We start from the raw sequence: 25,635 nt of genomic DNA, 5'->3' as shown, positions 1-25,635 counted from the left end.
CGCCTGTCTATCTGTATGATTTATATTAGCTCTGGACAAACCACTGCTTCATCAATGTTAGGGTGAGACCACCCGCTTGTTAGTCCATCGGAATCACGATGACTTTCCCCGTCTGCGTGGTGATTGTAATTTGATACTGCAAAATCTCGACGCCCAGCCTTTCTTTCACGTCTTCCATGGAAGGCTCCTCAATGGCGGGAGTGTCGGGAGCGCTGGGGGTGCCATGCACGGCCGCTATGAGCCAATGGGTTCCGGGTTCGAGTGCAGTCCTCAGCGTAGGAATCACCGTGCGGGGACGCAGCAGATTGGTATTGGCATGGGGATAGATGAGCTCTGCCGTATCGTAACCGAGCATGCCGTGGATGGCACTCGTGCCGAAGGTGCCGGAAGCTGATGCTGCCCCATCTCCCGCACGGGAGCTGTCCAGAGATCCCAAGCCTAAAGCAAACCCGCCTTCGGCAGCATCGAGGTTTCGTTCCGTGCTGATCCGATGGATGCGAATATGCCATGGCAGCCCTGCCGCTATCCAGGTCCTTACCTCGACGTCTCTCCACGGCTTCCATTTCGCATACAGCACATGCTCCTGAATCCGCGTCTCCTCGCATAAGCGCTTGACACGGAACAGCCGATCTCCCTCGCTAAGGGCAAGCATGGAATCGAAAGCCCCCTGGGCCAGTCCCCATTCCGCCCTCGGCACGCTGAACGCAAAGGCGGTAGAGTAAACAAACTTCTCGTACTTGGCGGAAGTATGCGTATGCTCGTTGGTAGACGGGTGGCCCGTATTGAACGCAGCCACATGGCCGGTCTGCGGGTCCCTGCAAAGCACCAGATGTGCAGGCTCCTGCACCGAGATACGTTCTAGCTCCGCCTGCTCCTGCTCCTCTACCGCCCAGAACGGATGGCTATCCGGCAAAGCCAGGATCAGGAACGTCTTCAGCGACCAGTACACCGAACCGGCCGCGTTATAGTTCTCCGACATGATTCGGTTCGGGTAAGCGTAACCCACCGTCAACACGCCGTCCCGGTCGAATATAGGCTGCTGAAACCACCATCTGAGATTTCTAAGGACCAGTCCCTTCAGCTGGCCCGGACTAAACCCGTCCAGCCCGGCATAAGCCGCAGCCGACCAGAAGGCCGGCTGCGCAAAGCGGTACGTCAAGCTGCGTCCGTAAGGAACGGCCGCCCCGTCGGGAGCAAACCAGTGGATGAAATCGCGTGCAAACGACGCGGCCCGCTCCCTGTAGCGCCCGGCGCGGTCCGGATCTTCGTCTCCCATCAGCTGCGCATAGAGCAAGCCATAGAAATGAAAAGCATACGGCACGTAATAATCGCAGTGCCCCCCGATCCCGTCGCTATACCAGCCTGCATCCAGATAGAATTCCTCAATGCGCTGGAGATTGCTCTCCAGCTGCCCGGCATCGTATGGTAGGCCTGCTTTGCGGAAACCAACGTTGACAAAAACATGGAAGAACAGCCAATTGCAATCATAGCAAGGATGATGGTTGATTTGATCGAGCCACTGATAGAGGTTGGCCTTCTCCTTCTCGCTCAGCGGCTGCCAGATGCGGTCCGGAATCAGGGCAAAGGCCAATCCGAATACCGCCATCTCTACGAGACGCTGATCATAGTCGTTCACCTTACCCCAGTACTCCGCATGCGCCGGATCCGTACCTGCGCGTATCCCTTGCAGGCACAGCTCCCACAGCTCGTCATGGGAGCCGCGGGCAACGGCGGGAACGAGCCCCCACAAGACGCGAGAGAAACCCTCCATCTCCGCAATATCGGCATAGGCATCGGCGCCCGAACGCTCAAGGATTAAGCGTGCGCGCCCCTCGCTGTAGCATTTGCTTAAAGGCTCCAGCAGCTGCGAGAGCGCCTCCTGCACGTCCCGTCTTGTTCTCAGCGGATTCCGGGCAACCGGATGGATCAAGCCTACCTCGGGATTCCCAGTAACTTGTATGCTCATCTAACATTCTCACTCCATTCCCGGAATGCTTCTTCTAATTCCCTTATCCTCTTCCTTGCCTTACTTCCACTATTTCCTTCCCGAGCGCCGCTCCAATCTCCGTTATTCCCAGTAAAACGGCCCCTTCCCTCTCAGCCGCGCGAGTCCCTCCACAAAGAAAAAGTCGCCGTAAATCAGGGGCACATCGATATTCTTGCCCTCCGGATAATGGCTGGTCCCATGGAGAATCAAGCCTTCCTCGCCATCGTTGTCCCATGTGCCGTAATTCCGGTACAGCGATTCCAAAATCCGGACCGCGGATGTCCGGTATACGGCCGCCTGTCCAGGCCCCACCTGGTCAGCCAGAAGCAGCAGCCCGCTGGCGGCGCAGGCACCGGCGGACGAATCCCGGTAGATGCGGGCCTCGTCCGGGGCGCGGAAGTCCCAGAACGGCACATGGTCTTCCGGCAGGTTCGCCAGGAAGAAATGCGCCACCGTTTTGGCCGTATCGAGGTAGATCGACTTGCCCGTATGATGGTAGGCAAGCGTCAAGCCGTAAATCGCCCACGCCGTTCCCCTGGACCAGGCGGATTCCGGCGCAAAGCCCTGCCCGCCGATCCCTTCCAGACGTTCGCCGGTAACCGGATCGTATCGTACGATGTGATAGACGGAACCGTCCGGCCGGACGAAGTCGCGGACCACCGTATCCATATGCGCTTCGGCCATATGCCGGTAGCGGGGATCGCCGCTAATCTGCGACGCCAGGAACAACAGGGGCGTATTCATGGCGCAATCGATAATGGCGAGACCCGCGTTATCCTCCCCTTCCGACCACGGATTCCAGGCTCGAATATATTGGCCCTTCAGGTTGAAGCGTGCAGCCAGGTAGTTGGCAGCCTTGAGCGCGCGCACCTTGGACTCTTCGCTGCCGGTCAGCTTATAGGACGCCATGCTGGTCAGCGTCCACATGAAGCCGAGATCATGGTCCAGACGCACATATTGGTTCAGCACGTCATCCAGAATGAGCTCGCACTGCTCGGCGGTGGTTCTAAGCTCCGCCACCCCGCTGTCGTTGTATAGAAGCCATAGCATGCCCGGCCAGAAGCCGGCCGTCCACCAATGCGGCGGTTCCAGCTGGTAGACGCCATTCTGGCTGGCATGCGGAAACCTCGCCCCGATCCGTACTACGTTCCGCTGCGTCTTCGCAAGCGATTTCTCCCAGGCTTCCGTCAGCCAATCCAAAGCAATCTCCGTGTTCATTCCTCTTCACTCCTCTGTTCATATGAATTGAAATTTGAAATCGATATTCGCATGCAAGCCGGGGGCCTTCACGTTAAAATCCACGGCATACCAAGCCGCTTCGTTGCCGAAGTGGTCACGGAAGACATGACTTGTCAGCTCAGGCTCCACCAGCTTGCTGTCATAGTGGATCAGCAGGCCGGGCCTGTCGTATATGGAAAAAGCAGGACCCGAGATAGTGTCCTGTACCTTAGACTTCTCCCGATTACCTCCTCGGTGTTGAGCCGGTCCCTCCCGGTTTCCACCTTGGCCCTGAGCCGGCTGCTCCCCGGTTCTTTCTTCAGCCGCAATCGGCTCCCCCTTCTTCTCTAAGGCTTGAACGACTTCTGGACCTTCTGCCTCTGCTTGCTCGTAAAAACCCGGTGCCCGCAACCTAACGACCTCCCGCCCATCCATCAGCACAAGCTCGGGCTGTATCCTGGTGACGATCCGCTCCACCAGACTCTCTGGGGGCGAAACGAACGTAAACCGGTCGCTCAGCGTCAGTTCCGGCCGATTCCCCTGCTTGTTCCACTCCAGCGTTCTCGTGAATGACTGAAGCGCAGGAACGCGGTAGGCCGAGGTCAGCTCAAGCGCAAGCCGATCCACGGCTTCACCCGTCACCGCTTCCAATACAACCGCGGCGCTATCCGGGCCCTCTTGCTGGTAATGGCCGTCGATGATCGGCACGGAGTGGCCTTGGGAGCCGTTGCAATCATAACCATACCGGCCTTCGCCGAAATACTCCGCCGTGTACTCGCCGCAGCCGAGGTCCGAGCACCAAACTTCCCCGGCGCCGTACAGGATAAAATGCCCAAGATCATTATGGTTGTGCGGCTCGCCGTTGCTGCCGCCCTTGGCGGCAAACGCGTACACTTCGCCTCCATGGAAGCTGCGGGAGATCAGCCACTGGGCATCGGGCAAATAATAACTTGCCTCCCCCCAATCGCTTCCCGCTATCAAAGGATCCCGCCAGATCAGGTTGCGCAAAGCCGGAGCCCAGCGGCTGCAATGGTCGTCGCGGTAACCCGATCGGAGAGACTGCGGCGGAGACTCGAAGTCCCCGTACAATCCGGCCAGATAATGAGACAAGCCGATATGTACCGTGCTTTCCGGCTGCGAATCGGAGAAGTTGACGACGGCCTTTCCTCCCAAAAAGCCCTTTTGCTGAAACAAGGCGATGCGGCCGACCTTCTCCGCACGGAACCAGTCCATCTCGCCTCGGGTGCGCTTGCGCAGCAAATCGGCATAGTATACGAAATACCCGAACCCGTAATTCCAATATCCCAGCCCTTCCAGACAGGCTCCATCGGGGCCAAAGCCCTGCAGATAATAGTCCATGCACCGCTCCGTCTTCAGCAGAACCTTCGCAAGCGATTCCCCGCTTTCTTTAAGCAGCAGCGCGGCGGAGCCGATGGAACCGGCACAGACCGCAGACCAATTATGCGTGGCGGTCTCCCAGCCGTGCTCGTGACTTAGGAAAGGAATGAACAACCGCGCTTCAACCTCCTCCCCGATTCTCGAGATTAGCAGCGAAGGCAGATGGTCCCGCAGCAGCACGCGGATTTCGCTGAGGGTAAATCCGGTCTCGGCGCTGAACAGATCAATCGTCCCTTTGATGCCGCCCGGCGATTCGACGTTCACATGCGCCGGCAAACACCAGGTATACTCATCGCAGATGGACCAGATCATCTCCTGGAGAGCCGTCCGGTAAGCTTCTTTATCCGGCTCAAGAAGGGTCAGCAGGGCAAAGGTATTCAGCCGGCGCCTTCGCTCGAAATACGCCTTCTCATAATCCAGCCTCGTTCCCTGCCGGGCAAACCGGGTGAATAAGTCATACGTCAGCGGCGGGTTCGGGGCAGACAGCAGCCTCTCCCCTTCCTCGCGAATCTCGGATATGTCCTGCTTGTAATCCCCGCTTCGCTGAATGCCTTCCCAGAAGGAACTCTGGTCCCCGCCTTGGTAATACATCCGCAGATCGGCGGGAGCCATCCCGTTCACGATCGTTGTCAGCTCCTGTATCCTGTTCATCGGACTAAGCCCCCCCTCCTTTCCGTTTCAACGTCTGTTAGTGACGCCCTTTAGGCGCCCTTTCAACCATTCCGGAACTCTACGGGGGTTACCCCCGCATACGCCTTGAATGTCTTGCTGAAATAACTCACATTGTCGTAAGCCAGACTTTCGCAGATTTCCCCGACCGTGCGGTCCGTCTGCCGCAGCAGCTCCTTGGCGCGCTCCATCTTCATGCGGGTGACGTATTCGATGAAGGTCACGCCGGTTTCTTTCTTGAACATGCGGCTGAAATAGCTCGGATTCAGGTGCAGGCAGCCCGCAACGTCATCCAGCGTGATCCTCTGGTCAAGCCGAAGGGACACGTATTTGCAGGCCTCCGCCACTTCCGATCGTCTGCTGCCCCCGAATCCCCGGTCCATAGCCTGCATGGTGGATTCCAAATAATCGTGAAGCCAAGATTTCAGCTCGTTCAGGGAATCCATGTCCATGATCTCTTTGTGCAGCGCATCGGCCGTATACGCGGGTGACAGCGAGTGCAGGAGGTGAAGCCTCAGCTTCAGATCCAGCAGGAGCTTCAATACCCAGTCCTTGACCGATTCCGGTGCGTACCGCTTCTCCTGTATCCATGAGATCCACCGATCGACCGTGTCGCGCACCCCGCATAAGCCGTCTTTTCCAAGCAGCGATTCCCGCAGCTCCGAGCTGGCCCGTTCATAATAAGCGAAGAGATCGGAATCCCCATGCTGGCTTCTTTTCTCCAGAGCTCCGTTCAGTTTGGATATCTCTTGCGGCTCCAGATAAAATCGTTGGTGCTGGCACGCCAGCAGTTCATTAAGCGCTGCCTTTAGGCCTTCGGGATCCGCGCACCCCCGGCCGATCAGGAACGACATGCGGATTCGCAGCACGCGCTGAAGCGTCCGCTGCACCTCCTTCAGGCAGGCTGCGGCCTCATCGTATATGTTGCTGCCCAAGCCGGGTCGATACGAGAACAGGAGCAGCGAAGACTTTGCATCGTATAGGACATGCACCGCATCCGGATTCAGTTGGTCCAGCACCTCCCGCAGCACGTTGCCCAGGGCAAAATGCAGCGTCTGGTTGGAGGCGAAGCGGTGCCTGATCACCCGGACATCCTCCAGATGTCCGACCGCGGGAAGGCAGTGATAACCAGGCTTCAGCACTCCGTACTCCGACAGCTCCTGCCGCCATGTTTCGGGGGACAGCAGGGGCTGATGGATGAAATTTTTGAGGCTCTGCTCCTTCCGCAGCTCCTTGGATTCGTCCACCAGATGGATCATCCGCGACCGCTCCCAGCCCTTCTGGGCTTCCTCGTCCATCGCCTGCTTAAACCGCCTCAGCAGCTGCGCCAGCTCCTCGGGGTCGAGCGTATCCTTCAACAAATAATCCTGCACGTTCAGGCGCATGGCCTGCTGGGCATATTGGAATTCGTTGTGGCAGGACAGAATGGCGATCCGCACATCGGCCTTCACTTCTTTGATGCGTGCGGACAGCTCAAGCCCGTTCATTTTGGGCATGCCGATATCCGTAATCAGAATGTCCGGGGGCGAAGATCTCGCATCCTCCCAAGCACTCATCCCGTTCTCATAACTTCCCATCAGATTCAAGCCCAGCTCATTCCACGAGATGGCCTCCGACAACAGCTCAATGACCGGATAATCATCGTCCACCAGCATCACGTTATACATCCGTTTTCCCTCTTTCCGGTATAAACATCTCGATCACCGTTCCTTGGCCAGGCTCGCTGTAGACGCGACATTGAAAAGCCTCGCCGAACACCATGCTCATCCGTTCCATCACATTTTGCAGACCGATATGGGAGAAGCTGCCCCCGCTTGCCTCCTCCTGCGTCGAGGACCCGGCGGAGCCGCCCTGGATTCTCCGGGCAATCGACTCCCGGATGGCGGCATCCATGCCGATGCCGTCGTCCTTCACCGCCAGCACGAGATGCCTGCCCTTCATGGCGGCTGCAATCCGAATCGTCCCTGCCTGCTGGTTGAGCCCATGGATCAACGCATTCTCCACGATCGGCTGCAGAAAAAAGCGCGGCACCTTGAAGAGGAAAGCCTCCGGCGCGATATCCAGCTCCAGCCTGACCTCCTCCTTCTGCCGAAGGTTCATCAGGGCGACGTAATGCGAGATCAGGTCGATTTCTTCATGTAGCGCAATCTCGTCCTCTTCGCGGCTGATCGTCATGCGGAGCAGCACGGACAGGGAGCCGATCATCTTGGCGCTTTCGGGATCGCCCCGTTTCATGACCTTCATCCGGATCGAATTCAGGACATTGAACAGAAAATGGGGATGGATCTGGGCTTGAAGCATTCGGAGCTCCGCTTTGCGTTTTCTCGCCTGATTCTCGGATATTTCCGAGATCATGGCTTTGAACCGGTCCAGCATGTCGTCGAATAAATGCCCCAGCCGTCCAACCTCATCATTGCCATGAACATTCGACCTCACTTCCAGGTTTCCGCGCTGCACGGAGGTCGCCACTTTGCCGAGCTTGACTAACGGCTTGGTAAACGCGCGGACAAGCGCAATGAGCAGCAGCAGAAAGATCAGGAAGAAGCACATCTGAAACCAGAACACCCGGTTGAAAATCGAGTTGATATTGACGATCGCATCCTTGTACGGCTGCATCAGCACCAGACGCCACCCGGCATACGGGATGTCCTGGTGTACCATCAGCTGCTTCTCCCCCTTCATCGGCACGATTGAATACGGCTTCTCTTGATCCAAATTTTCGAGATAAGCAAAGGTCGTTCCGATCTGGCTCTGATGGCTGCCGGAAACGATGGTTCCCTCAGCATCCAGCAGCACCAGCTCGTTGCCTTCCGAAAGGGAGTTGAAGATCCCGCTGATCTGATCCTCCATGAACGTCACGATCACGTAACCGTAAATTTCGGAATCCGGCAGCCGGAGCGTGCGCACCACCGATAATTGCGTCGGATGATCAATCTGGTCGGAGCGGAACATCGTGGCCTCCGGCTCCGTCCATAGGGACTCCAAGCCTTGCAGCTCCGAAATTTGGCCAAACCAGGGGCGCAGCCTGTAATCGGGCGGATTGTAATCGCTTACGGAATAATTCATGTAATAGGAGCCGTTCTCCAGAATGACGGTGACATAGCTTTTCTCGCCGACAACCGTCAAGCTGTCCAGATGCTCCAGCACCCGGTTGGATTCCATGAACCTGCGATAAGGATCCGGGTCCTCGTTGCCGGAGACCACCTGCTTGAAATAGGAATTCAAACCGGAATTCATCTGGATATAGTTGGCGATATTGATTTTGCTTAAGAGCAGATTCGTCACCGATCCGCGGACCAGCTGAAGGGCATCGCTTGCATTGGATACCGCCTGCTGCCTCAAGGCTTCTTTCGTTAACGAATTATACAGAATCAGGCTGACGATAGCGGGAACCACGATGCAGGTAACGGCAGCCAAAATCAGCTTATGCCTGATGGAGCTGGGGATCAGGCTCTTCAATCGTGCGGGCATAGGATCCACCTCGGGTATGGCGTGACGGGAATAATGTACGCGAATTCAAAAAAAGGGACGAAGAGTTTCGTCCCGATTTTTTGTCTATTATACCAGATCATTTTTTGTTGGATTCTATAATTTTGTTCACTCGCTCCTGCGAATTCGCGATGGTCTGGTCAATATCCTGATTGCCCAGTATCAGCTTCTCGTATTCCTCGTTCACCGCCTCGTACACTTCCGCCTGATAAGGCGCCGGAGGGACGATGGCCGAGGCCTTCGAGGCAACCAAGGTGTCCACGAGCGATTTTTTGTCTACCTTATCCGGACTCTTCGTGCCCGACAGGATGGTGTCGATGATCTCCTCCACCTGCTCGGTCTTCACCTGCTGCCAGGCCGGAATGTTCTTGCCCTGCACGATTTGCCCTTCCGTTGTATACCAGCGGACGAATTTATAGGCCTCTTCCTTATGCTTGGACTTGGCCGCCACCGCCACGTAATCCGTGGTGACCGGCGTAAGTCCCGTCGGATCGCCTTCCTCGTTTTTCGGGAATGGAGCTACGGCGACATTGAAGTCCAGCGGTACTTTATCCGTTCCGCCGATCTCCGTGTTCATCCAGCTGCCGATCGTGATCATGCTTGCGGATTGATTGAAGAATTGCGTCCGGTAATTCAGCTTCTGGGAGATCATGTCCGTATAAGGCACCGAGGATTGGTCCTCCTTCTCCATCCGCACGCGCAGCTCCAGCGTCTGCCTGAAGGTCGGGTTATCCAGATTGGAAGAGCCGTCGGCCTTCAAATAGTCGGTATCTTGAGGCTGATTGGCCATCATCAGCTTCAGAAATTCCAGCCATCCGCCCCCTTGCGGGCCATGGAAGTACGTCCCGTAGCGCTTCGACGCTCCTTCGCCCTGGGTCAATTTTTTGGCATAATCCGCATATTCGTCCCAGGTCCAGTCCGTCGGTACAGGAAGTCCCGCTTCCTCCAGGTGATCCTTGTTCAGCAGCACATACCAAGGGTTGAACTTGCCTGGCAGCGCGTAGACCTTGCCGTCGAGGCGGGTATCCACTTTATAATCGGTTTCCACGCTGTAGCCGTCCTTCGCGATATAGTCGTCCAGCTGCTCGGCCATGCCGAGCGCCACCCGCTGCGCATAACCCGCCGGATCGCTGAACATCAGAATGTCCATCTGGGCCGAGGATGCCGCCTCCAGGTCAAGCTTCTTGAACGCCTCCTGCGTATCCCCCTTCTCGCTGAGCTGGACCAGCTCAATGGTCACGCCCGGGGTTGCCTCTTCATAGGCTTGGATCGTTTTCTTCCAATTGTAGGCTTCCTCCGTGCCATACGTGTACAGCCTCAGATTGGTCTTGCCTCCGCCTTGCGCGGAATCACCTTGCGCCCCATCCTCTTTCGCTCCCCCGCAGCCGGACAGCAAGCCGATCACCATCGCGGCCGTGAGAACGCCTGACCACCATTTCTTGTTCATCATTGTCTATAACCCTCCCCATTGATATCGGTATGTAAGGTCGTGACGATTCTAGCTGTAACTATCCACATTATATAGAGCGCTTACATCTTAACCATAAAACAATCTTTACTGATGTTGGAACTATTTTTACCCCATTCATTCCCGAGAGACTTAGCCCTTGACCCCACCCAGCGCAATACCTTCGATGACGCTCTTCTGGCCGATGATAAAAACGATCAGCAGCGGGAATATCGCCGACACGGCAGCCGCCATGATCAGGGAGTAGAATTCTCCGCTCAAGGACGTGAATTTCTGCATCGCCAGCGGAATCGTGAACAGCCGGTCCGTCCGCAGGAAGATGAGCGGATTCTGATAATCGTTCCACGTCCAGATGAACCGCAGGATCGCATACGTGGCAACAGCGGGTTTTACCAGCGGCAGGGCAATGGACCAGAAGATTCGCGGATGGTTCGCGCCGTCGATTTTGGCGGATTCGATGAATTCCTGATGCACCCCCATGAAGAATTGCCTGAGCATGAACGTTCCGAGCACACTGAAGCTTCCCAGCATAATGAGCCCGAAATGGTTATCGAACAGCCCGATATTGCGGTATAGAATAAACTGCGGGATCAGGATGGCCTGGCCCGGAATCATGTAGGTCACCAGCACGATGATGAACAGCCAATTGCCGGCGGCAAACCGGATTTTGGAGAAGCCGTAGGCTGCCAGGGCGGATACCATGGCCGAGATGATTGTGGTCAGTATGCTGACCTTGATCGAGTTCCAATAATAGAGATAGAAGGGATAATCGCCGAACCATACCTCCTTGTAATTCTGAATCGCGTTCCACTCCCGCGGAATCCATTGAATCGGATATACGAATACGTCTCGCTCCATCTTAAAGGATGTCACCAGCATCCAGATAAAAGGAAGGAGAAACAGAATGCTCACCGCGAACATCGCGATCGTGACGATAAGCTTGCGCCAGTCGACGCCGACTCTTGTCCCCATATAACGCCCTCCCTCTTAGTAGTTGACCCACTTCTTCTGAGCGGCCCACTGCCCCAGCGTAATCAGCATGACAAAGCCGAACAGAACCGCGGCAATGGACGATGCGTAACCGACCTTCAGGTTGACGAATGCCGTATCGTACAAGTACCACACCATCATGGTCGTTGAGCCGATCGGTCCCCCTTGCGTCATGACGGCAATGATATCAAAGACCTTGAACGTGGAGATGATCCCCGTTACCAGCAGGAAAAAGGACGTCGGCGACAGCAGGGGCAGCGTAATGCGCCTGAACTTGGTCCAGCCGTTCGCTCCATCGATATCGGCCGCTTCGTACAGATCCTTCGGGATGGATTGCAGGCCGGCGATATAGATAATCAGATTGAAGCCGATCGAAATCCAGATCGATATCAGCATAATGGAAATCAGCGCGAAATTCGGATCCGCGATCCACTTGGGCGGATTGGACATCCCGAGCGTCCGGAGGATTTCGTTGATCGGCCCGTAGGACGGCTGGAACAGCACCTGCCATACGACGGCCACCGCCACGATGTTGGATATGTAGGGCATGAAGTAAGCCACTTTAAAATAGCCCTTCATATAGACAAACCGGTCGATCAAGATGGCCAGCGTCATCGAAATCATCATATAGACCGGAACCGTCAGAAGAAACAAGATGTTGTTGCGTACCGACTTGATAAACATGTCATCCTCCAGCAGCTGGCGGAAATTCTGAAACCCGACCCACTGGATGCCGTCCCAGCCCTGCACGAAATTCCAATCGGCAAACCCCAGCACGAGTGTAGCCAATATCGGAAACAGCACCAAAATGATAACGCCGATCAGCATCGGGCTTACGAATGCGATCCCCCATAGGTTCTCTCCCCGCTGCAAGGATCCCCTGGACTTGTCCCCCCGCGTCGGCTGGGCGCCAGGCTTTTTCATCGTCTCCATTGTTTGTGCCATGTCGGACCCCCTCGATTCTTATTCGATGGGTAAAGTATAAAAAAAATACCGCCAACGCATTGACGGTATTTTGATCATATTCGCTTTCATTTTTACTTGATTAGACAGGGAACGCATCATGGATCTTGGCATGCCCGGTATTACAGGAATTTCTCCTTAAACCAGGCAGCGGCCATCCCGACCTCTGCACGGCTGAGCTGATGCCCCCCGTTCTCCCAATGCAGCTTCACGTCCGCGCCTGCCCCGCTCAATAGCTCGTTCAGATCCTCGCTCTCCTGCGGCGTGCACATCGGATCGCGTCGGCCTGCAGCGATAAAGACCGGAACGCCGGTCAAATCCGGCAAGGTTTTATCCCGCAGCGGAACCATCGGATGGTGGAGAATGGCCCCCTGCAGCGCGTCCCCTTCGTGGAACAGCAGGCTTGCGGCAATGTTGGCGCCATTTGAATACCCGACGGCCACGATGCGGCTGCGGTCAAAATCGTACTCGGCGGCTGCCCAGTTCAGGAATTCATCCAGCTCGTGCGTGCGTTTCACGAGATCCTCTAGATCAAACACGCCTTCGGCCAGGCGCCGGAAAAATCTCGGCATGCCGTTCTCCAGCACGTTCCCGCGGACGCCGAGCACATTCGACGTTGGCGAGATCATCTCGGCCAGCGGCAGCAAATCCTCCTCGTTCCCTCCGGTACCGTGCAGCAATAGTAAGGTTGGTGCCTCCGGGGAAGTCCCCTGGCGGTAAATATGCGTATGTTCCATATGTTTGTAGTCTCCCTTCGACTGGTGATATGGTTAAATTTCGAATCCGTTTGACACCATTAATGTTAGAATGACCTGCAATAGCTCAATAGGACCAAAGGCTGCCCTAAAAACCACTTCATAAATTAGGTCGCAATCCCCATCAAAGGTTGCCCTAATATCCTGTTATAATATCTTTAATTTAAGATTCTTTAAATACATCATACCATGGATTTTGAAAAATGCAACAGCTGCCCTTCCGCCTCGCCTCCCCGCTAGAGCTGCAATCGGAAACGCTATGTCGCCCGTAGCCTGTGTATCACAACCGGTGACGAACAAAACGAAAAGAGAGGAAGCCTCCACTATGGAAGACTTCCTCTCCTGTTTGTATTCTCTATATATGATTCCGTACGTGTTCCCCCGTAACATCACTCATTATATCAAAAGATAGGTATAATGTCAGTGGATGTTTTGGTATTTCTCACAATTTTTTTGTGAGAATGTTAGCGATTATTCCAGTTGATTGGATAAAAAACCATATATTTAGAAAAATTGTAACCGTTTGGTCAACGCACCTCTCGGTACAGCGAAGGCCTGCGCGCGCTTGAAGTTCATCGGCGCTCCCCGCACGATCGTCAGTGCCTTGTAGTATTCGATGAACGGGAAGCCGTAGGTTTCCCCGCGCGCATAAGCGTATACGTTCATGGCTCTCACCCAGGTTTCATAGGCTTCGTCCGGAATGTCGATGAAGACCTCGGGATGGAAATCGTACGGGTCCTCCCAATTGTCCGCATAGTATAAATGCTGGGCATAGTGGGACGGAAGCTCGCGTTCAATCGTCTTCAGGCCCGCATAGAAGCGGGCGTCCTCCACGATATAATGCGTATTGGAATGATCCTTATGAATGCTCTCCTTCCAATGCGTGATGATGATATCCGGTTTCACTTCCCGTATGACGTCGGCGACCTGATACTTTACTTCCTCGTCCAGCGGAAGCTCGGCATCCTTGTAGGCAAGGAACCGCACATCCGCGCCGACGATATCGGCAAATTGGTGAGCTTCGTCAATCTTTTGCTTTGCGTACTCCTCCGGCGTCAGACGGGGGTGTCCCTTCTCTCCCGGCGTTAGATGAAGAAACGTCGCTTTGTGGCCAGCCTGCGTATATTTAGCGATCACTGCACCTGCGGTAAGATCCATATCGCCCGCATGCCCGCCAATCGCCAAAATGTGATGCTGCTTTGCTTCCGTCAATGTAATCTCTCCTTTATATATCCATGTAGTCGAAGCTATCTATTGCAGCGGCTTGCTCATAATATCGAACCGGCGTGTCACGTCGAAGCCGGCTTTGCGGTACAGATGGCCTGCGGGACTCTGCTCGCCCGTCCAGAGGAACCAGGCACCGTGCAGTCCTTGAGCACGCATAAGGGCAAGGCAGTCATACAAGAGGATTTTTCCGAGTCCCTTCCCTTGCATCGACGGATCCACGCCAAAGGGACCGAATCGTTCCGCCACGCCCTCATATCCGCCATGCAGGCAGAAGCCCACCAGCTTCCCTTGATCGCGTGCGATCAGAATCTGATCCGTTGTTAATCGCTGGAGCAGCCCCTCACGAATCGCCCGGCCCCAATCCGGGTTAAACACGTCCGTCGCAAACTCAATCAGCTCCACCAGATCGCTGTCCTTAGCCGGCTTGAAAGTAAAGCCTTCATGCTCCCGCTGCCGCTTCAGCTCCGCAACCTCCGGCGGCATATGGAAGCCAACCAGGGAGCGATCCATCGCAACCGCCGTGTAATTGCGGGTAAAACCACTGGCCGCAAGCCATGCCAAGCCCTCCGGATAGCGCTCCCCATCAATGCCCGGAACGATATAATTCGGGGCATACGAGGAGAAAAAGACTTTGCTGCGCCCATGATGACGAAGATAATCTTCTCCTTCCTGCAGCAGCCGCGACGCCACCCCCAATCTTCGAACCGATGGATCGGTATAGAAGAAGGTGATCCAGCCGTGATCCGGGTCCAGCTCGGTGCCGATCATCGGCAATCTCCGGCGCACAGCATACAGGACGCCCACTATGCGGCCCTCCTGCTCCGCGATCCGCAGTCCCTGCGGATCAAAGTTCGGGTCGAGCAGCACCAGATTTCGAAAACGAAGCCGGGTGATGGGATCTCCCGGCAGGCAGGCATTCCACAGAGTCGTAATCCGTTCCTCGTCCCCAGACCGGTAAGACCTGTAGGTTAAACTCGTCATTGCGTCATCCCTCCTTATAGTCGTAAGTCATTTATAGTAGTAAGTCATTGGATCTAGTAGTAAGTCATTGGATCGTCGGCGTTTGCCCGTAACGGCATGCCACCGGTTCATGTCCATTCACAAATCCCTCATGTACGGACGGAATATCTATGTGGCAGCTCCCATAAATGTTCCGACATCAGGGGGCATTGCTTACGTCCATCCCGTCGTTAGATCGGTTTTCGGATTGCTGCCGCTGCCGAATCGAGAACGACGGCTATTGTGTGCTTTTGTGAGCGCTGAACCCTGTACAAACGGTGCGTGGTCTGGAGCATGCTTAGATGGCCGTCAACCATATGCCGCATTCCATTCTTACCATGCCACGGCTCCCTTCAAAGCGTTGTGGACCTGTGCTCGCAGCTGAGCCACGCTGCTGCTCCGCCCCCCATATACGCGGTTGGTCAGCAATACGACCGCAAGATCAGACTGGGGATCGATCCACAGGCTGGTTCCGGTAAAGCCGGTATGTCCGTAACAGCCCGGGCTCATCCAATCTCCGGAGGCGTCCATCTTATCCCCTTTCAGCACCCACCCCAGACCACGGCTCGAGCCCTGAATATGGCTCGTATGGGAACGAGTGGCCGTAGCCGCCGCAGCCCGAGATAGGAGCCTCGATTCGTCAGTTCCGGTCTCCGCAGCCGTAACCGTCGGAATTGCGCCCAGTGAAAGCCAAACTCGGGCATACTGCAGCAGATCTCCTGCTGTGGCAAACAAGCCTGCATGGCCGCATACACCACCTAAGGCCCTTGCCTTCTCATCATGGACGATCCCGCACAGATGATCCTGGATGGTATCCTCATACTCCGTTGCGGCATAGCGGCTGGGCTGTTCCGGCGAAGGAGTTAACGTGGCATGTCGCATGCCCAGCGGATCCGACACCCATCGCTTAAACGCTTGGTCCAAAGGCAGTTTGAGCGACCGTTCTATGATGCGACCAAGCGTCAGATACCCCAAGTCGCTGTAAATCACTTCGGTATTCGGCTTCGCTGCAAGCGGCGCTGAAAAAACGGCATCCCACATCTGCTCCCTGTCCCAGCCATGGGAATGCAGGTTCATATCCGCCTGGAGCCCGGAAGTATGCGTCAGCAGCTGGCCTACCGTGATCTCTTCTTTGCCTGCCGTTCCGAATGAAGGCAGCATATCGCTCGCTTTTGTGCTCAAGGTCAGAACCCCATCATCGATCAATTGCAGAATCAACGGGAGCGTGACCGCCACCTTGGTCAAGGATGCACAGTCGTATAATGTGTCCTCGCTAACAGGCACAGGCTGACCCTGCGCCGACTGGGGATTGGCATAACCGGTTGTGTAGAACCATGTCCTGCCTTCATGCAGAACGCCCAGTACGGCACCCGGCGTCGTACCCGCGGCTATTTCGCGTTCAATGGCGGCGCACGCCGCCTTCACTCCCTTGACTCCCAAGCCCAGCTGCTCTGCACCGGCCTTCACATGAGTCTCCACTGAACTCCCCCCCTTTCTTCAAGGCCTTGAATTGGATTAACTGAACAACAAACACGCCATTTTCGCATGAACTGATCTTCAAATTGTAAACGCTTGCTAAATCTATTATATGACCTGTAAAATTTTGTTTCAATAATAAATAAGAATTATAAAATTTAATTTCATGTCATAAAATATTAATTTCCTTTTATTTGGATATTACATATTGACACCTGAATACGCTTTCATTTACAATATTGTTGAAATCAAACACTCGCATAATTTAAGGGCCATGCATTCCGTCACCGCACACCCGGTATGGAACAACCCCGGTTTCTCTTCAGGAGATGCCGGGGTTTTTTGTTGCCCTATCTTTCGTACAGGAGGTGATTCCCCGCAGCTTCGGTTTGCTCATTGAACCAACCCCCATTCAATAACTGCTACATAGGAGGAATACGATGAAAAAATTCTACAAACTGACAACCGCCCTTGCCCTTAGCTTGTCCCTGGCGCTGAGCTTGCTCGGACCAGCCCATGCAGCCCCGGATACCTCGGTATCCAACAAGCAAAATTTCAGCACGGATGTCATTTATCAAATCTTTACGGACCGTTTCTCCGACGGCAATCCTGCCAACAACCCGACCGGCCCGGCCTTTGATGGGACCTGCACCAACCTGAGGCTTTACTGCGGCGGCGACTGGCAAGGGATCATCAACAAAATCAACGACGGCTACCTGACCGGCATGGGCGTTACCGCCATCTGGATCTCCCAGCCGGTCGAGAACATCTACAGCGTCATCAACTATTCCGGCGTGAACAACACCGCATACCACGGCTATTGGGCTAGAGACTTCAAGAAAACGAACCCGGCTTACGGCACGATCGCCGATTTCCAGAATCTCATCGCTGCCGCCCATGCCAAGAACATCAAAGTCATCATCGACTTCGCACCGAACCACACGTCCCCCGCTTCCTCGGACCAGCCTTCGTTCGCGGAGAACGGTAAGCTGTACAACAACGGCACCCTGCTCGGCGGATATACAAACGATACGCAGAATTTGTTCCACCATAACGGAGGCACCGATTTCTCGACGACCGAGAACGGGATTTACAAAAACCTGTACGACCTTGCTGACCTGAACCATAACAACAGCACCGTGGATACCTACCTGAAGGATGCCATTAAAATGTGGCTCGATCTGGGCATTGACGGCATTCGAATGGACGCGGTAAAACATATGCCGTTTGGCTGGCAGAAGAGCTTCATGGCCACCGTCAACAATTACAAGCCGGTCTTCACCTTCGGCGAATGGTTCCTCGGGGTAAACGAAGTGAGTGCCGAGAATCATAAGTTCGCCAACGAATCCGGCATGAGCCTGCTGGACTTCCGCTTCGCGCAGAAGGTTCGCCAGGTATTCAGGGACAACACCGACAATATGTACGGACTGAAATCCATGCTGGAGGGCTCTGCAGCCGATTACGCGCAGGTGGAGGATCAGGTCACGTTCATCGATAACCACGACATGGAACGTTTCCATAATAACAGCGCCAACCGCCGGAAGCTGGAGCAAGCGCTCGCCTTCACGTTAACTTCCCGCGGCGTGCCAGCCATCTATTATGGAACCGAGCAATACATGTCCGGCGGGAACGATCCCGACAACCGGGCTCGAATTCCTTCTTTCTCTACCACGACTACGGCTTATCAGGTCATTAAAAAGCTGGCGCCTCTGCGCAAATCCAACCCGGCCATCGCTTATGGGACGACGCAGGAGCGCTGGATCAACAACGATGTGCTGATCTATGAGCGCAAGTTCGGCAACAACGTGGCCGTCATCGCCGTCAACCGCAACGTGAACACGCCGGCCTCCATTACGGGATTGGTAACCTCACTGCCGGCCGGCAGCTACACCGACGTGCTGGGCGGCCTCCTGAACGGTAACAGCCTGACCGTCGGCTCCGGCGGATCCGCTTCCAACTTCACGCTGGCAGCGGGCGGTACGGCCGTGTGGCAGTACACCACGGCCGTGACTGCGCCAACCATCGGGCACGTAGGACCGATGATGGCCAAACCGGGCGCAACCGTCACCATTGACGGCCGCGGTTTCGGTGCAACCAAAGGCACGGTATACTTCGGCACGACGGCAGTTACCGGCGCTAACATTACGGCTTGGGAAGACACGCAGATCAAGGTGAAAATCCCTGCCGTTGCCGGAGGCGTATACAATATCAAAATCGCCAACAGTGCCGGAACCTCAAGCAATGTGCATGACAACTTCGAAGTGCTGAGCGGGGATCAGGTCAGCGTGCGCTTTGTGGTGAACAACGCCACCACCGCGCTCGGCCAGAACGTGTATCTGGCAGGCAGCGTAAGCGAGCTTGGCAACTGGGACCCGGCCAAAGCCATCGGTCCGTTGTACAACCAGGTCATCTACCAATACCCAACCTGGTACTATGACGTCAGCGTGCCCGCCGGCAAAACGATCGAATTCAAATTCCTGAAAAAACAGGGCTCGACGGTAACATGGGAAGGCGGCTCGAACCATACCTTCACCGCACCAACGAGCGGCACGGCCACCATTAACGTGAACTGGCAGCCGTAAGTTCAAGAACGACTAGCTTTTGCCGAAGAACGGCACCTAAATAAAACCAGCTCCGGATATGATCCCGGAGCTGGTTTTGTTCATGCAGTCATAATTCCAGTAGCAATAGCCCGTTACGCGAAGCACCTCAACATTCCCTCAGCCCTGCATGAGCGATTCCCAAAGAGAGAGCGTGCTCAGCAGGCAGTAACTCACCAAGCGCACGAGGAAACCCAACGGACCCGCGCTAATTTCCAGCCATCCGAGCACCACGCACACCAGCAAAAAAGCCGATGAAGATGTTCCCCTTCATCGGCCTTTTTCTCCCCCCCACACCTTAGCGTAAATGGTTGTATGCAAAGCACGACGCAGCGGAGAGGACGAATCGATTCCCCGCAAGCTTCAACGGAGCAGGCGGAATCATGGTGGAGAAACGAAGTGGTCCGCTTTATCCCCGGATTTCAGCCATAAATATCATTCCAATAGAAATCCGGGGGTAACAGGGATCGGAAGCATGATCCGCATGCGGAGTGCTGTATATAGCCATCACATCATTACCAAAACCATTTACGTCCTAAACATCACCAAAGATTTGCGCAAGCCCTCCGACAGCTCCTCCAATCGCGACGACAAGCCGACCAGCTTCTCGCTCACCTTGAACTGCTCGGACGACATCGAAGCGACCTCCTCCGTGGCGGCGCTGGTTTCCTGGACAATCGAGCTCGCCTCCGAGATGGAGTCGGTCAGCGCCAGCTGGGAATCGATCAGAACCTCCACCGCATGCGTAGACTCGCTGATCTCGGTTAAGAGCGCATCCATCTCGTGACGCACGTTATCAAAGACACCCTGTGCTTCCTGCACCGAATGCAGCTGCTCGTCAAAGAGCGGCGATGCCGACGTCAAAGCATCCACGGAGCCCTGCACCTCGCGCCGAATGTCCAGAATCATGGCGCCTACGGTCTGGATCGACTCCTTGGAACGATCCGCGAGGCTCCGCACTTCATTGGCAACCACCATGAAGCCGCTGCCTGCCGCCCCGGCGCGGGCCGCTTCAATCGTCGCGTTAATGGACAGCACGTTGGTCTGATGCGTAATCTCCGACATCAGCTCCAATATTTTGTGAATCGATGCGGTATTATCCTTCAGCTTCTCCGCGTTCTGGACGATCGCCCGGTTTACCTGATTAATCCGCGTCGATTTCTCCACCAGGCTGTCCATATGCTGTGCGCCTTCTCCCGTTACCCGGAGCACGCGATCCGCCGCGGCCGCGATCACCTGATTCGTATCGGACACCTTGCTCATCCGCACGCCGATGTTCTCGGCCAGCTGGTTCTCGCGTTCGGCCTCCATGGCCAGGCTTCCGCTTCCCTGTGCAATCTGTTCCATGGCGGCCGCGATTTCGCCGGCCGTAAGCGAGGTTCCTCTTGAGGCTTCGGCCAATTCCTCGGCCGTAACCAGCACTTCCTTCGCCGACGCATTCGTCTGATCGACCAAAGCCGAGATTTGCCCCATCATCCGGTTGAAGCTCTGACCCAGACGGCCAATCTCATCGGCACGGCGGAATTCCGTCCGCACCCTTAAGTTCCCCTGCTCTCCCTCTTCCATCAGGCTGCACATCTGGTTCAGCGGTCGGCCGACGGTACGCATCATATAGTAGCCGATCAGAACAGCAACCAGAACCGCTGCCACAATGACCGCAAGCGTCACGGCAAGCAATTTGTCAGTGGCCTGCACGAAATCGCTAACGGGAGCAAAGCCGACCATATGCCATGGCGCGGTCTTTAGAGGCGTATATACCACCATCTGCTCGTCGGCGGTATAGTAGATCCCCCCTTCCTCGGCATCTGAAGGAACCGTAATGGCGGAAGGCTGCATCAGCTGGGCCGGGTCCATGTCGTGCACGATCCGGTTATCTTCGGCCACGATCCGCATCTGTCCGTTATTCCCTATTTTTAGATTCGCCAGAACCTCCCCGACCGCCTCATCCTTGACATCCATCAGCAGGACGTACTGCGCATTCGGATTTTTCAGGTTTTTCAGCAATCTCCCCATCGTCATGGTGGCGGTACTCTCATTCTCCATAAAACCCTTGATCTCTGTCGGGAACCATACCGGTTCGCCATCGGCCTGAATAATCCGGTCGATCTTCGCCTTCACCCCGTCCGAAGAAGACATTCCCGAATAGCCCGTGGAGTTATAGGAGCTTTGAGCCTGAAGATTGGGCGCGACCAGACGCATGCCCTGCAGACGTTTATCCGAAGATGCCATCCCGTTCAGCTTCTCACGGATCCGGTTCTCGGCCTGCGTTTTGTCCCGAATGCCGATATCCGCCGTGCTGACCGTCACCAGATCTTCGCGAAGCACCGTGTCCAGCGCCCACTGGCGAGAGGCGGCTTCATACTGGCCTAACAGAAAATCCAGCTTGTCCGCCGCCTGCATCATCTGCCCCGAGGTCGCTTCGGATACCTGATCCATTACCGTGTCCTTGGAGATGGAATACGACAATAACCCCAGCGCCGAAGATAACAGCACGATCGTTGTAAAAAAGATAACAAACAGCTTCATGCCGACCGCCTTGAATTGAAAACGCTTTGTCATGTTCATGTTATGTACCCCCTGATTGCATGAATACATGCAAAAAGACACAGCAAGGCAATTACCGGCTGTGTCTCTTCGCTGTTCTCTCTATCTATGTGTCTTATGATATCGTAAGTTGGGCTATCCGTTTTTGGGCTTACCCTTTGCTTGCGCCAGCCGTCATGCCATCGACCAGCAAACGCTGCAGGAACACAAACAGCAGGGTGATCGGCAGTGCGATCAGCACCGATGCCGCCGCGAACAAAGTAAAGTTGCTATCCTGGGTAGAGTTGACGAGATCCCACAGGCCGACGGCAAGCGTCCAGTTTTCCTTGGTCCGGAGCACGAGCCGGGCAAAGATAAAGTCTACCCATGGGCCGACGAACAGCGTCAAGCCCATATACGTAATCATCGGCTTCGACAACGGCAGAATGATTTTGCGGAAGATCTGGAAGTTGGTGGCTCCGTCAATCTTCGCCGCTTCATCCAAGCTTCGCGGTATCGTATCCAGGAAGCCCTTCATGATGAGGGTTCCGCCAAGCGGTGCCCCGGCCGCATACACGATGATCATCGCGGCATGCGTATTCAGCAGGTCCAGGGAGTTCAACAGGATATACAGGGCGATCATGCTCATGAAGCCCGGGAACATCCCCAGCACGAGAATGACCGATAGCGCATTCTGACGGCCCTTGAACCGGAAGCGGGATACCGCATAACTAGTAAGCAGGACAAGAATGGTCCCGATAATCATGGAGAACACCGCGATTTTCAACGTGTTCATGTACCATGTGCCAAACAGGAAGCTTTGGGACGTAAACAGCTCTTTATAATGACTGAGCGTGAAGGATTCTGGAATCAAGGATTTGCTGTACAACGACTTTCCGGGACGGAAAGAGGCCAGAACAATCCAGAGCGCCGGGTAAATACAGCCGATCGCGATGATGACAAGCGTGATGTAGCTTGCCGTCAGGCGGATCGCGTTTCTCATTTTAATTCCCATTATTGGATCATATCCTCCTCTTTGAATGATCTGGTACGACGATAATTGTAAATCGAGAAGGTCGCAATAATCATGAAGATGATAATACCGATGGCCGATGCCATGCTGTAACGCTGCTGATCCAGCGTCAGTTTATAGAGCCAGGTGACGAGCAGGTCCGTCGCTCCCGCGTATTGATAGTCGCCCACCACCGGGTTACCGTTCGTCAGGAGGAAAATCAAGTTAAAGTTGTTGATGTTACCGGCAAATTGCGTAATCAGCACCGGTGCCGTCGAGAACAAAATCATCGGCAGGGTAATGATCTTGAACTTCTGGAAGCCGGTCGCTCCATCCACGTCCGCAGCTTCATAGAGATCCTTCGGAATCGTGGTCAGAACGCTCATCACGAGGAGCATGGATACAGGGATACCGACCCACATATTAACAACGATAACGGTCACTTTAGCCCAGACCGGATCGGTCAGCCAAGGCAGTCCTTCCAAACCGAAGTACCTTAAATACTGGTTGATCGGGCCGAATTGCCCGTTAAACATATTACGCATGACAAGCAGCGAGATCAGCTGCGGGATCGCATATGGAATGATCAGGATGACGCGCCATACGCCTTTGAATCGAATTCCTTTTTGTTGAATAAGCAGTGCCACGAGCACGCCGCCGAAATACGTGGTAACCGTTGCGAGCACCGCCCAGATGATCGTCCAGGTCAGAACCCCGAAAAAGGTGTGGCTCCACGATTTCAGTGCAACGAGATTGGTAAAGGTTTTGAAGCCAACCCAATCCACCAGGCTAGCAGGCGGCAGATTGTTTGGAGCGGAATAGTTCGTAAACGCCAGCAGGACCATGAAGATGATCGGCATGACCGTGAAAAACAAAATACCGATTGCCGGCAGTGTCAGGAAAGATTGCGCAAATTTCCATTCGAAAATATAGTAAAGGGTCTGTCTGAAATTGTTGGGCGTTAAACCCTTTTCCCTTAGTTTTCCAGCGTTATATGCGTTTTTGATATTGGCATAGTAGCCAATAAGAAAGAGCGCAAACATAATTAAGGTGATAAGTCCTTCAATCAGGAGATTGATGGAATGGTCACCCGCTACCATTTGGGTCAAGCCGTTGACTTTTTCTAAATGGCTCCCCTGTTCTCCCAATGTTACCATTCCCCAGATGGCATCACCCAGGTTGTTAATGAAGTAATACAGACTGAATACGCCTACGATAAGTAAAATAACGCCTTTGATCCATTGCCGATTGTAAAGCTGACCCAGACCCATGCAGATGGCTGATAATACGGCCGCTGTGATACGATGTTGACGCATGCTCCCTCCATTCTCCTCTCCGTATAATCGAGGAATCACCCGCCGGTTGTTCGGCGGGTGAACTTCTTCATCTGTCTCGTATTATATAAGAACGCTATTACTCGCCAGCTCCACCACTGTTGAGGTCTTTCACTTGAGTTACGGCTTTATCCAGCGTTTCTTTCACGTCTTTGTTGTTGTCCCAGATCTCAGCCAGCGCAGCGCCTACTGGAGACCATACGTTAGCCATTTCCGGTACGGACGGCATCGGCTGGGAAGATTTGAACTGCTCCGTGAATGCCGATACATACTCGTCGTTCTTGATTTGATCGTCTTCTTGAGCTTCGTTGTTGGTCGGAACCGAACCAACCAATGCGCTCAATTGCAATTGTGCTTCTTTGGACGTTGCGAAGTCTGCGAACAGACGAGCTGCTTGCGGATACTTCGTGAACGAGCTTACGTACCAAGCTTTGATACCGGAGAACGATACTGCAGGCTGACCGCCGATCGTCGGGATTGGAGCAACGCCGAGCTTGTCGCCAAGCGCTTCTTTGTATCCGCCAAGCTCCCATGGTCCGTTAATGTCCATCGCCAGATCGCCGGCCGTGAACAAGCCACGCTTGATATCCGGCGTAATATCGCCGGATTTAACCGGAAGGATTTCCTTAAGGCTTGCATATACTTCCATGCTCTTCACTGCGCCTTCGTTGTTCAGGCCGATATCGTTGACGTCGGCACCGCCGTTACCGAAGATGTATCCGCCGTTGGAAGCAAGGAACGGATATGCGAAGTACAGGTTGCCTGTTTCGAACATGAATCCATACTTGTTCTTGGATTTGTCGGTGAAGGTTTTGCTGAATTCGATAACCTCTTCCATCGTTGTCGGAACTTCTTTAACCAAGTCCTTGTTGTAGTACATCAGGTAAGTTTCCGCAGCGCGAGGGTATCCGTACAGAACGCCGTCATAGCTTACGCCTTGGATGGCTGCTTCCGTGTTGTTGCTTTTCGTTTTTTCTTCATAAAAATCGTTTGGCAGAACCAGGTTTGTCGCTACGGCTTTGCCCAGGTTATCGTGAGGGAACAGTACGACGTCGGCTGCCAAGCCGGATGGTCCGTCTTGCGCAAGCTTGGTTACTTGATCAGTTGGGGACAATTCTTCAATGGTCACTTCAACGCCGTATTTCTCGGTAAATTCTTTGGCGACCGCATCGGTGTAAGCTCTTTCGTCCCGGCTTTCCCATACGACCAATTTCGCGCCTTCTTCTGGCTTAAGTTCCTGTGTCTCTGTATTTTCGGCCGGCGTTTCCTGTGCTGGCGGAGTCTCAGCAGGTGCCTCCGTAGCTGGTGCGGCCGTATTTCCTCCGCACGCTGTAATGGAGAACGCCAACGTGAAGGTTGCAGCTAGCGTAAGTAACTTCTTCATCTTCATTCCATGATTACCCCTCTCAATAAATGATCAGAAAATGTTGGAAATCTGCGCAAACGATTTCAGAAAATTTTCAGCGTCTCTTTTTCTATGTAGCATCTGGCGAGATACTCAGGAAAAATCCCGTTGAGAAAGCGCTT

The 25,635-nt window shown here is 54.6% G+C and carries 18 protein-coding genes; 1 reads left to right on the top strand and 17 read right to left on the bottom strand.

The features are described from left to right. Positions 1 to 79 precede the first annotated feature (79 nt). The 13 genes from M1D70_RS04835 to M1D70_RS04775 form a co-directional block, all read right to left on the bottom strand. Positions 80 to 1,966, bottom strand: a complete 1,887-nt coding sequence (locus tag M1D70_RS04835) for a DUF2264 domain-containing protein (RefSeq protein WP_456289274.1) — start codon at positions 1,964 to 1,966, stop codon at positions 80 to 82. Positions 1,967 to 2,068: 102 nt separating this feature from the next. After that, a complete protein-coding gene (locus M1D70_RS04830; protein ID WP_456289273.1) occupies positions 2,069 to 3,205 on the bottom strand; it encodes a glycoside hydrolase family 88 protein in 1,137 nt (378 codons plus the stop codon). An 18-nt stretch (positions 3,206 to 3,223) separates the two neighbouring features. Beyond that, positions 3,224 to 5,254 (bottom strand): hypothetical protein, encoded by a 2,031-nt coding sequence (locus M1D70_RS04825; RefSeq protein ID WP_456289272.1) that lies wholly within the window; start codon positions 5,252 to 5,254, stop codon positions 3,224 to 3,226. A 62-nt stretch (positions 5,255 to 5,316) separates the two neighbouring features. After that, the gene (locus M1D70_RS04820) at positions 5,317 to 6,939 is read right to left on the bottom strand and encodes a response regulator transcription factor (protein ID WP_456289271.1); all 1,623 of its coding nucleotides are present in this window, start codon (positions 6,937 to 6,939) and stop codon (positions 5,317 to 5,319) included. Next, positions 6,932 to 8,743 (bottom strand): cache domain-containing sensor histidine kinase, encoded by a 1,812-nt coding sequence (locus tag M1D70_RS04815; RefSeq protein WP_456289270.1) that lies wholly within the window; start codon positions 8,741 to 8,743, stop codon positions 6,932 to 6,934. Before M1D70_RS04815 ends, M1D70_RS04820 begins: the two co-directional genes overlap by 8 nt. Before the next feature lie 97 nt (positions 8,744 to 8,840). Then, the gene (locus M1D70_RS04810; protein WP_456289269.1) at positions 8,841 to 10,211 is read right to left on the bottom strand and encodes an ABC transporter substrate-binding protein; all 1,371 of its coding nucleotides are present in this window, start codon (positions 10,209 to 10,211) and stop codon (positions 8,841 to 8,843) included. Positions 10,212 to 10,361: 150 nt separating this feature from the next. After that, positions 10,362 to 11,201, bottom strand: coding sequence for a carbohydrate ABC transporter permease (locus M1D70_RS04805; RefSeq protein WP_009592302.1), 840 nt, complete (start codon positions 11,199 to 11,201; stop codon positions 10,362 to 10,364). A gap of 15 nt (positions 11,202 to 11,216) precedes the next feature. After that, on the bottom strand, positions 11,217 to 12,164 hold the full coding sequence (locus tag M1D70_RS04800) for an ABC transporter permease subunit (protein WP_433938475.1): 948 nt from the start codon (positions 12,162 to 12,164) through the stop codon (positions 11,217 to 11,219). 140 nt (positions 12,165 to 12,304) lie between these two features. Beyond that, entirely contained in the window at positions 12,305 to 12,919 is a 615-nt protein-coding gene (locus tag M1D70_RS04795; protein WP_456289268.1) for an alpha/beta hydrolase, read from the bottom strand. Positions 12,920 to 13,441: 522 nt separating this feature from the next. Further along, positions 13,442 to 14,149 (bottom strand): PIG-L deacetylase family protein, encoded by a 708-nt coding sequence (locus M1D70_RS04790; RefSeq protein WP_009592358.1) that lies wholly within the window; start codon positions 14,147 to 14,149, stop codon positions 13,442 to 13,444. Positions 14,150 to 14,188: 39 nt separating this feature from the next. Then, positions 14,189 to 15,145, bottom strand: a complete 957-nt coding sequence (locus tag M1D70_RS04785) for a GNAT family N-acetyltransferase (RefSeq protein WP_456289267.1) — start codon at positions 15,143 to 15,145, stop codon at positions 14,189 to 14,191. Between the two features lie 209 nt (positions 15,146 to 15,354). Continuing rightward, a complete protein-coding gene (locus M1D70_RS04780) occupies positions 15,355 to 15,489 on the bottom strand; it encodes a hypothetical protein (protein ID WP_456289266.1) in 135 nt (44 codons plus the stop codon). A gap of 7 nt (positions 15,490 to 15,496) precedes the next feature. Beyond that, a complete protein-coding gene (locus M1D70_RS04775) occupies positions 15,497 to 16,642 on the bottom strand; it encodes a serine hydrolase domain-containing protein (protein WP_456289265.1) in 1,146 nt (381 codons plus the stop codon). A gap of 437 nt (positions 16,643 to 17,079) precedes the next feature. Between M1D70_RS04775 and M1D70_RS04770 the strand changes: the two genes are divergently transcribed. Beyond that, on the top strand, positions 17,080 to 19,221 hold the full coding sequence (locus M1D70_RS04770) for an alpha-amylase family glycosyl hydrolase (RefSeq protein ID WP_009592348.1): 2,142 nt from the start codon (positions 17,080 to 17,082) through the stop codon (positions 19,219 to 19,221). Positions 19,222 to 19,767: 546 nt separating this feature from the next. Here the strand turns inward: M1D70_RS04770 and M1D70_RS04765 are convergent. The 4 genes from M1D70_RS04765 to M1D70_RS04750 form a co-directional block, all read right to left on the bottom strand. Continuing rightward, positions 19,768 to 21,804, bottom strand: a complete 2,037-nt coding sequence (locus M1D70_RS04765) for a methyl-accepting chemotaxis protein (RefSeq protein ID WP_456289264.1) — start codon at positions 21,802 to 21,804, stop codon at positions 19,768 to 19,770. Between the two features lie 130 nt (positions 21,805 to 21,934). Further along, positions 21,935 to 22,777: a sugar ABC transporter permease gene (locus M1D70_RS04760; protein ID WP_009592355.1), complete on the bottom strand. Its 843-nt coding sequence runs from the start codon at positions 22,775 to 22,777 to the stop codon at positions 21,935 to 21,937. Next, entirely contained in the window at positions 22,777 to 24,090 is a 1,314-nt protein-coding gene (locus tag M1D70_RS04755; protein ID WP_456289263.1) for an ABC transporter permease subunit, read from the bottom strand. The genes M1D70_RS04760 and M1D70_RS04755 overlap by 1 nt, the downstream gene beginning before the upstream one ends. A 97-nt stretch (positions 24,091 to 24,187) precedes the next feature. Then, positions 24,188 to 25,498 carry a sugar ABC transporter substrate-binding protein gene (locus tag M1D70_RS04750; RefSeq protein ID WP_009592303.1) on the bottom strand — a complete coding sequence of 437 codons (1,311 nt, stop codon included), beginning with the start codon at positions 25,496 to 25,498 and terminating at the stop codon, positions 24,188 to 24,190. Between the last annotated feature and the right edge of the window lie 137 nt (positions 25,499 to 25,635).

The organism is Paenibacillus sp. AK002 (assembly GCF_053903045.1).
Note: the sequence above shows the minus strand (reverse complement) of the source record. Positions and strands in the feature narration are given on the sequence as shown.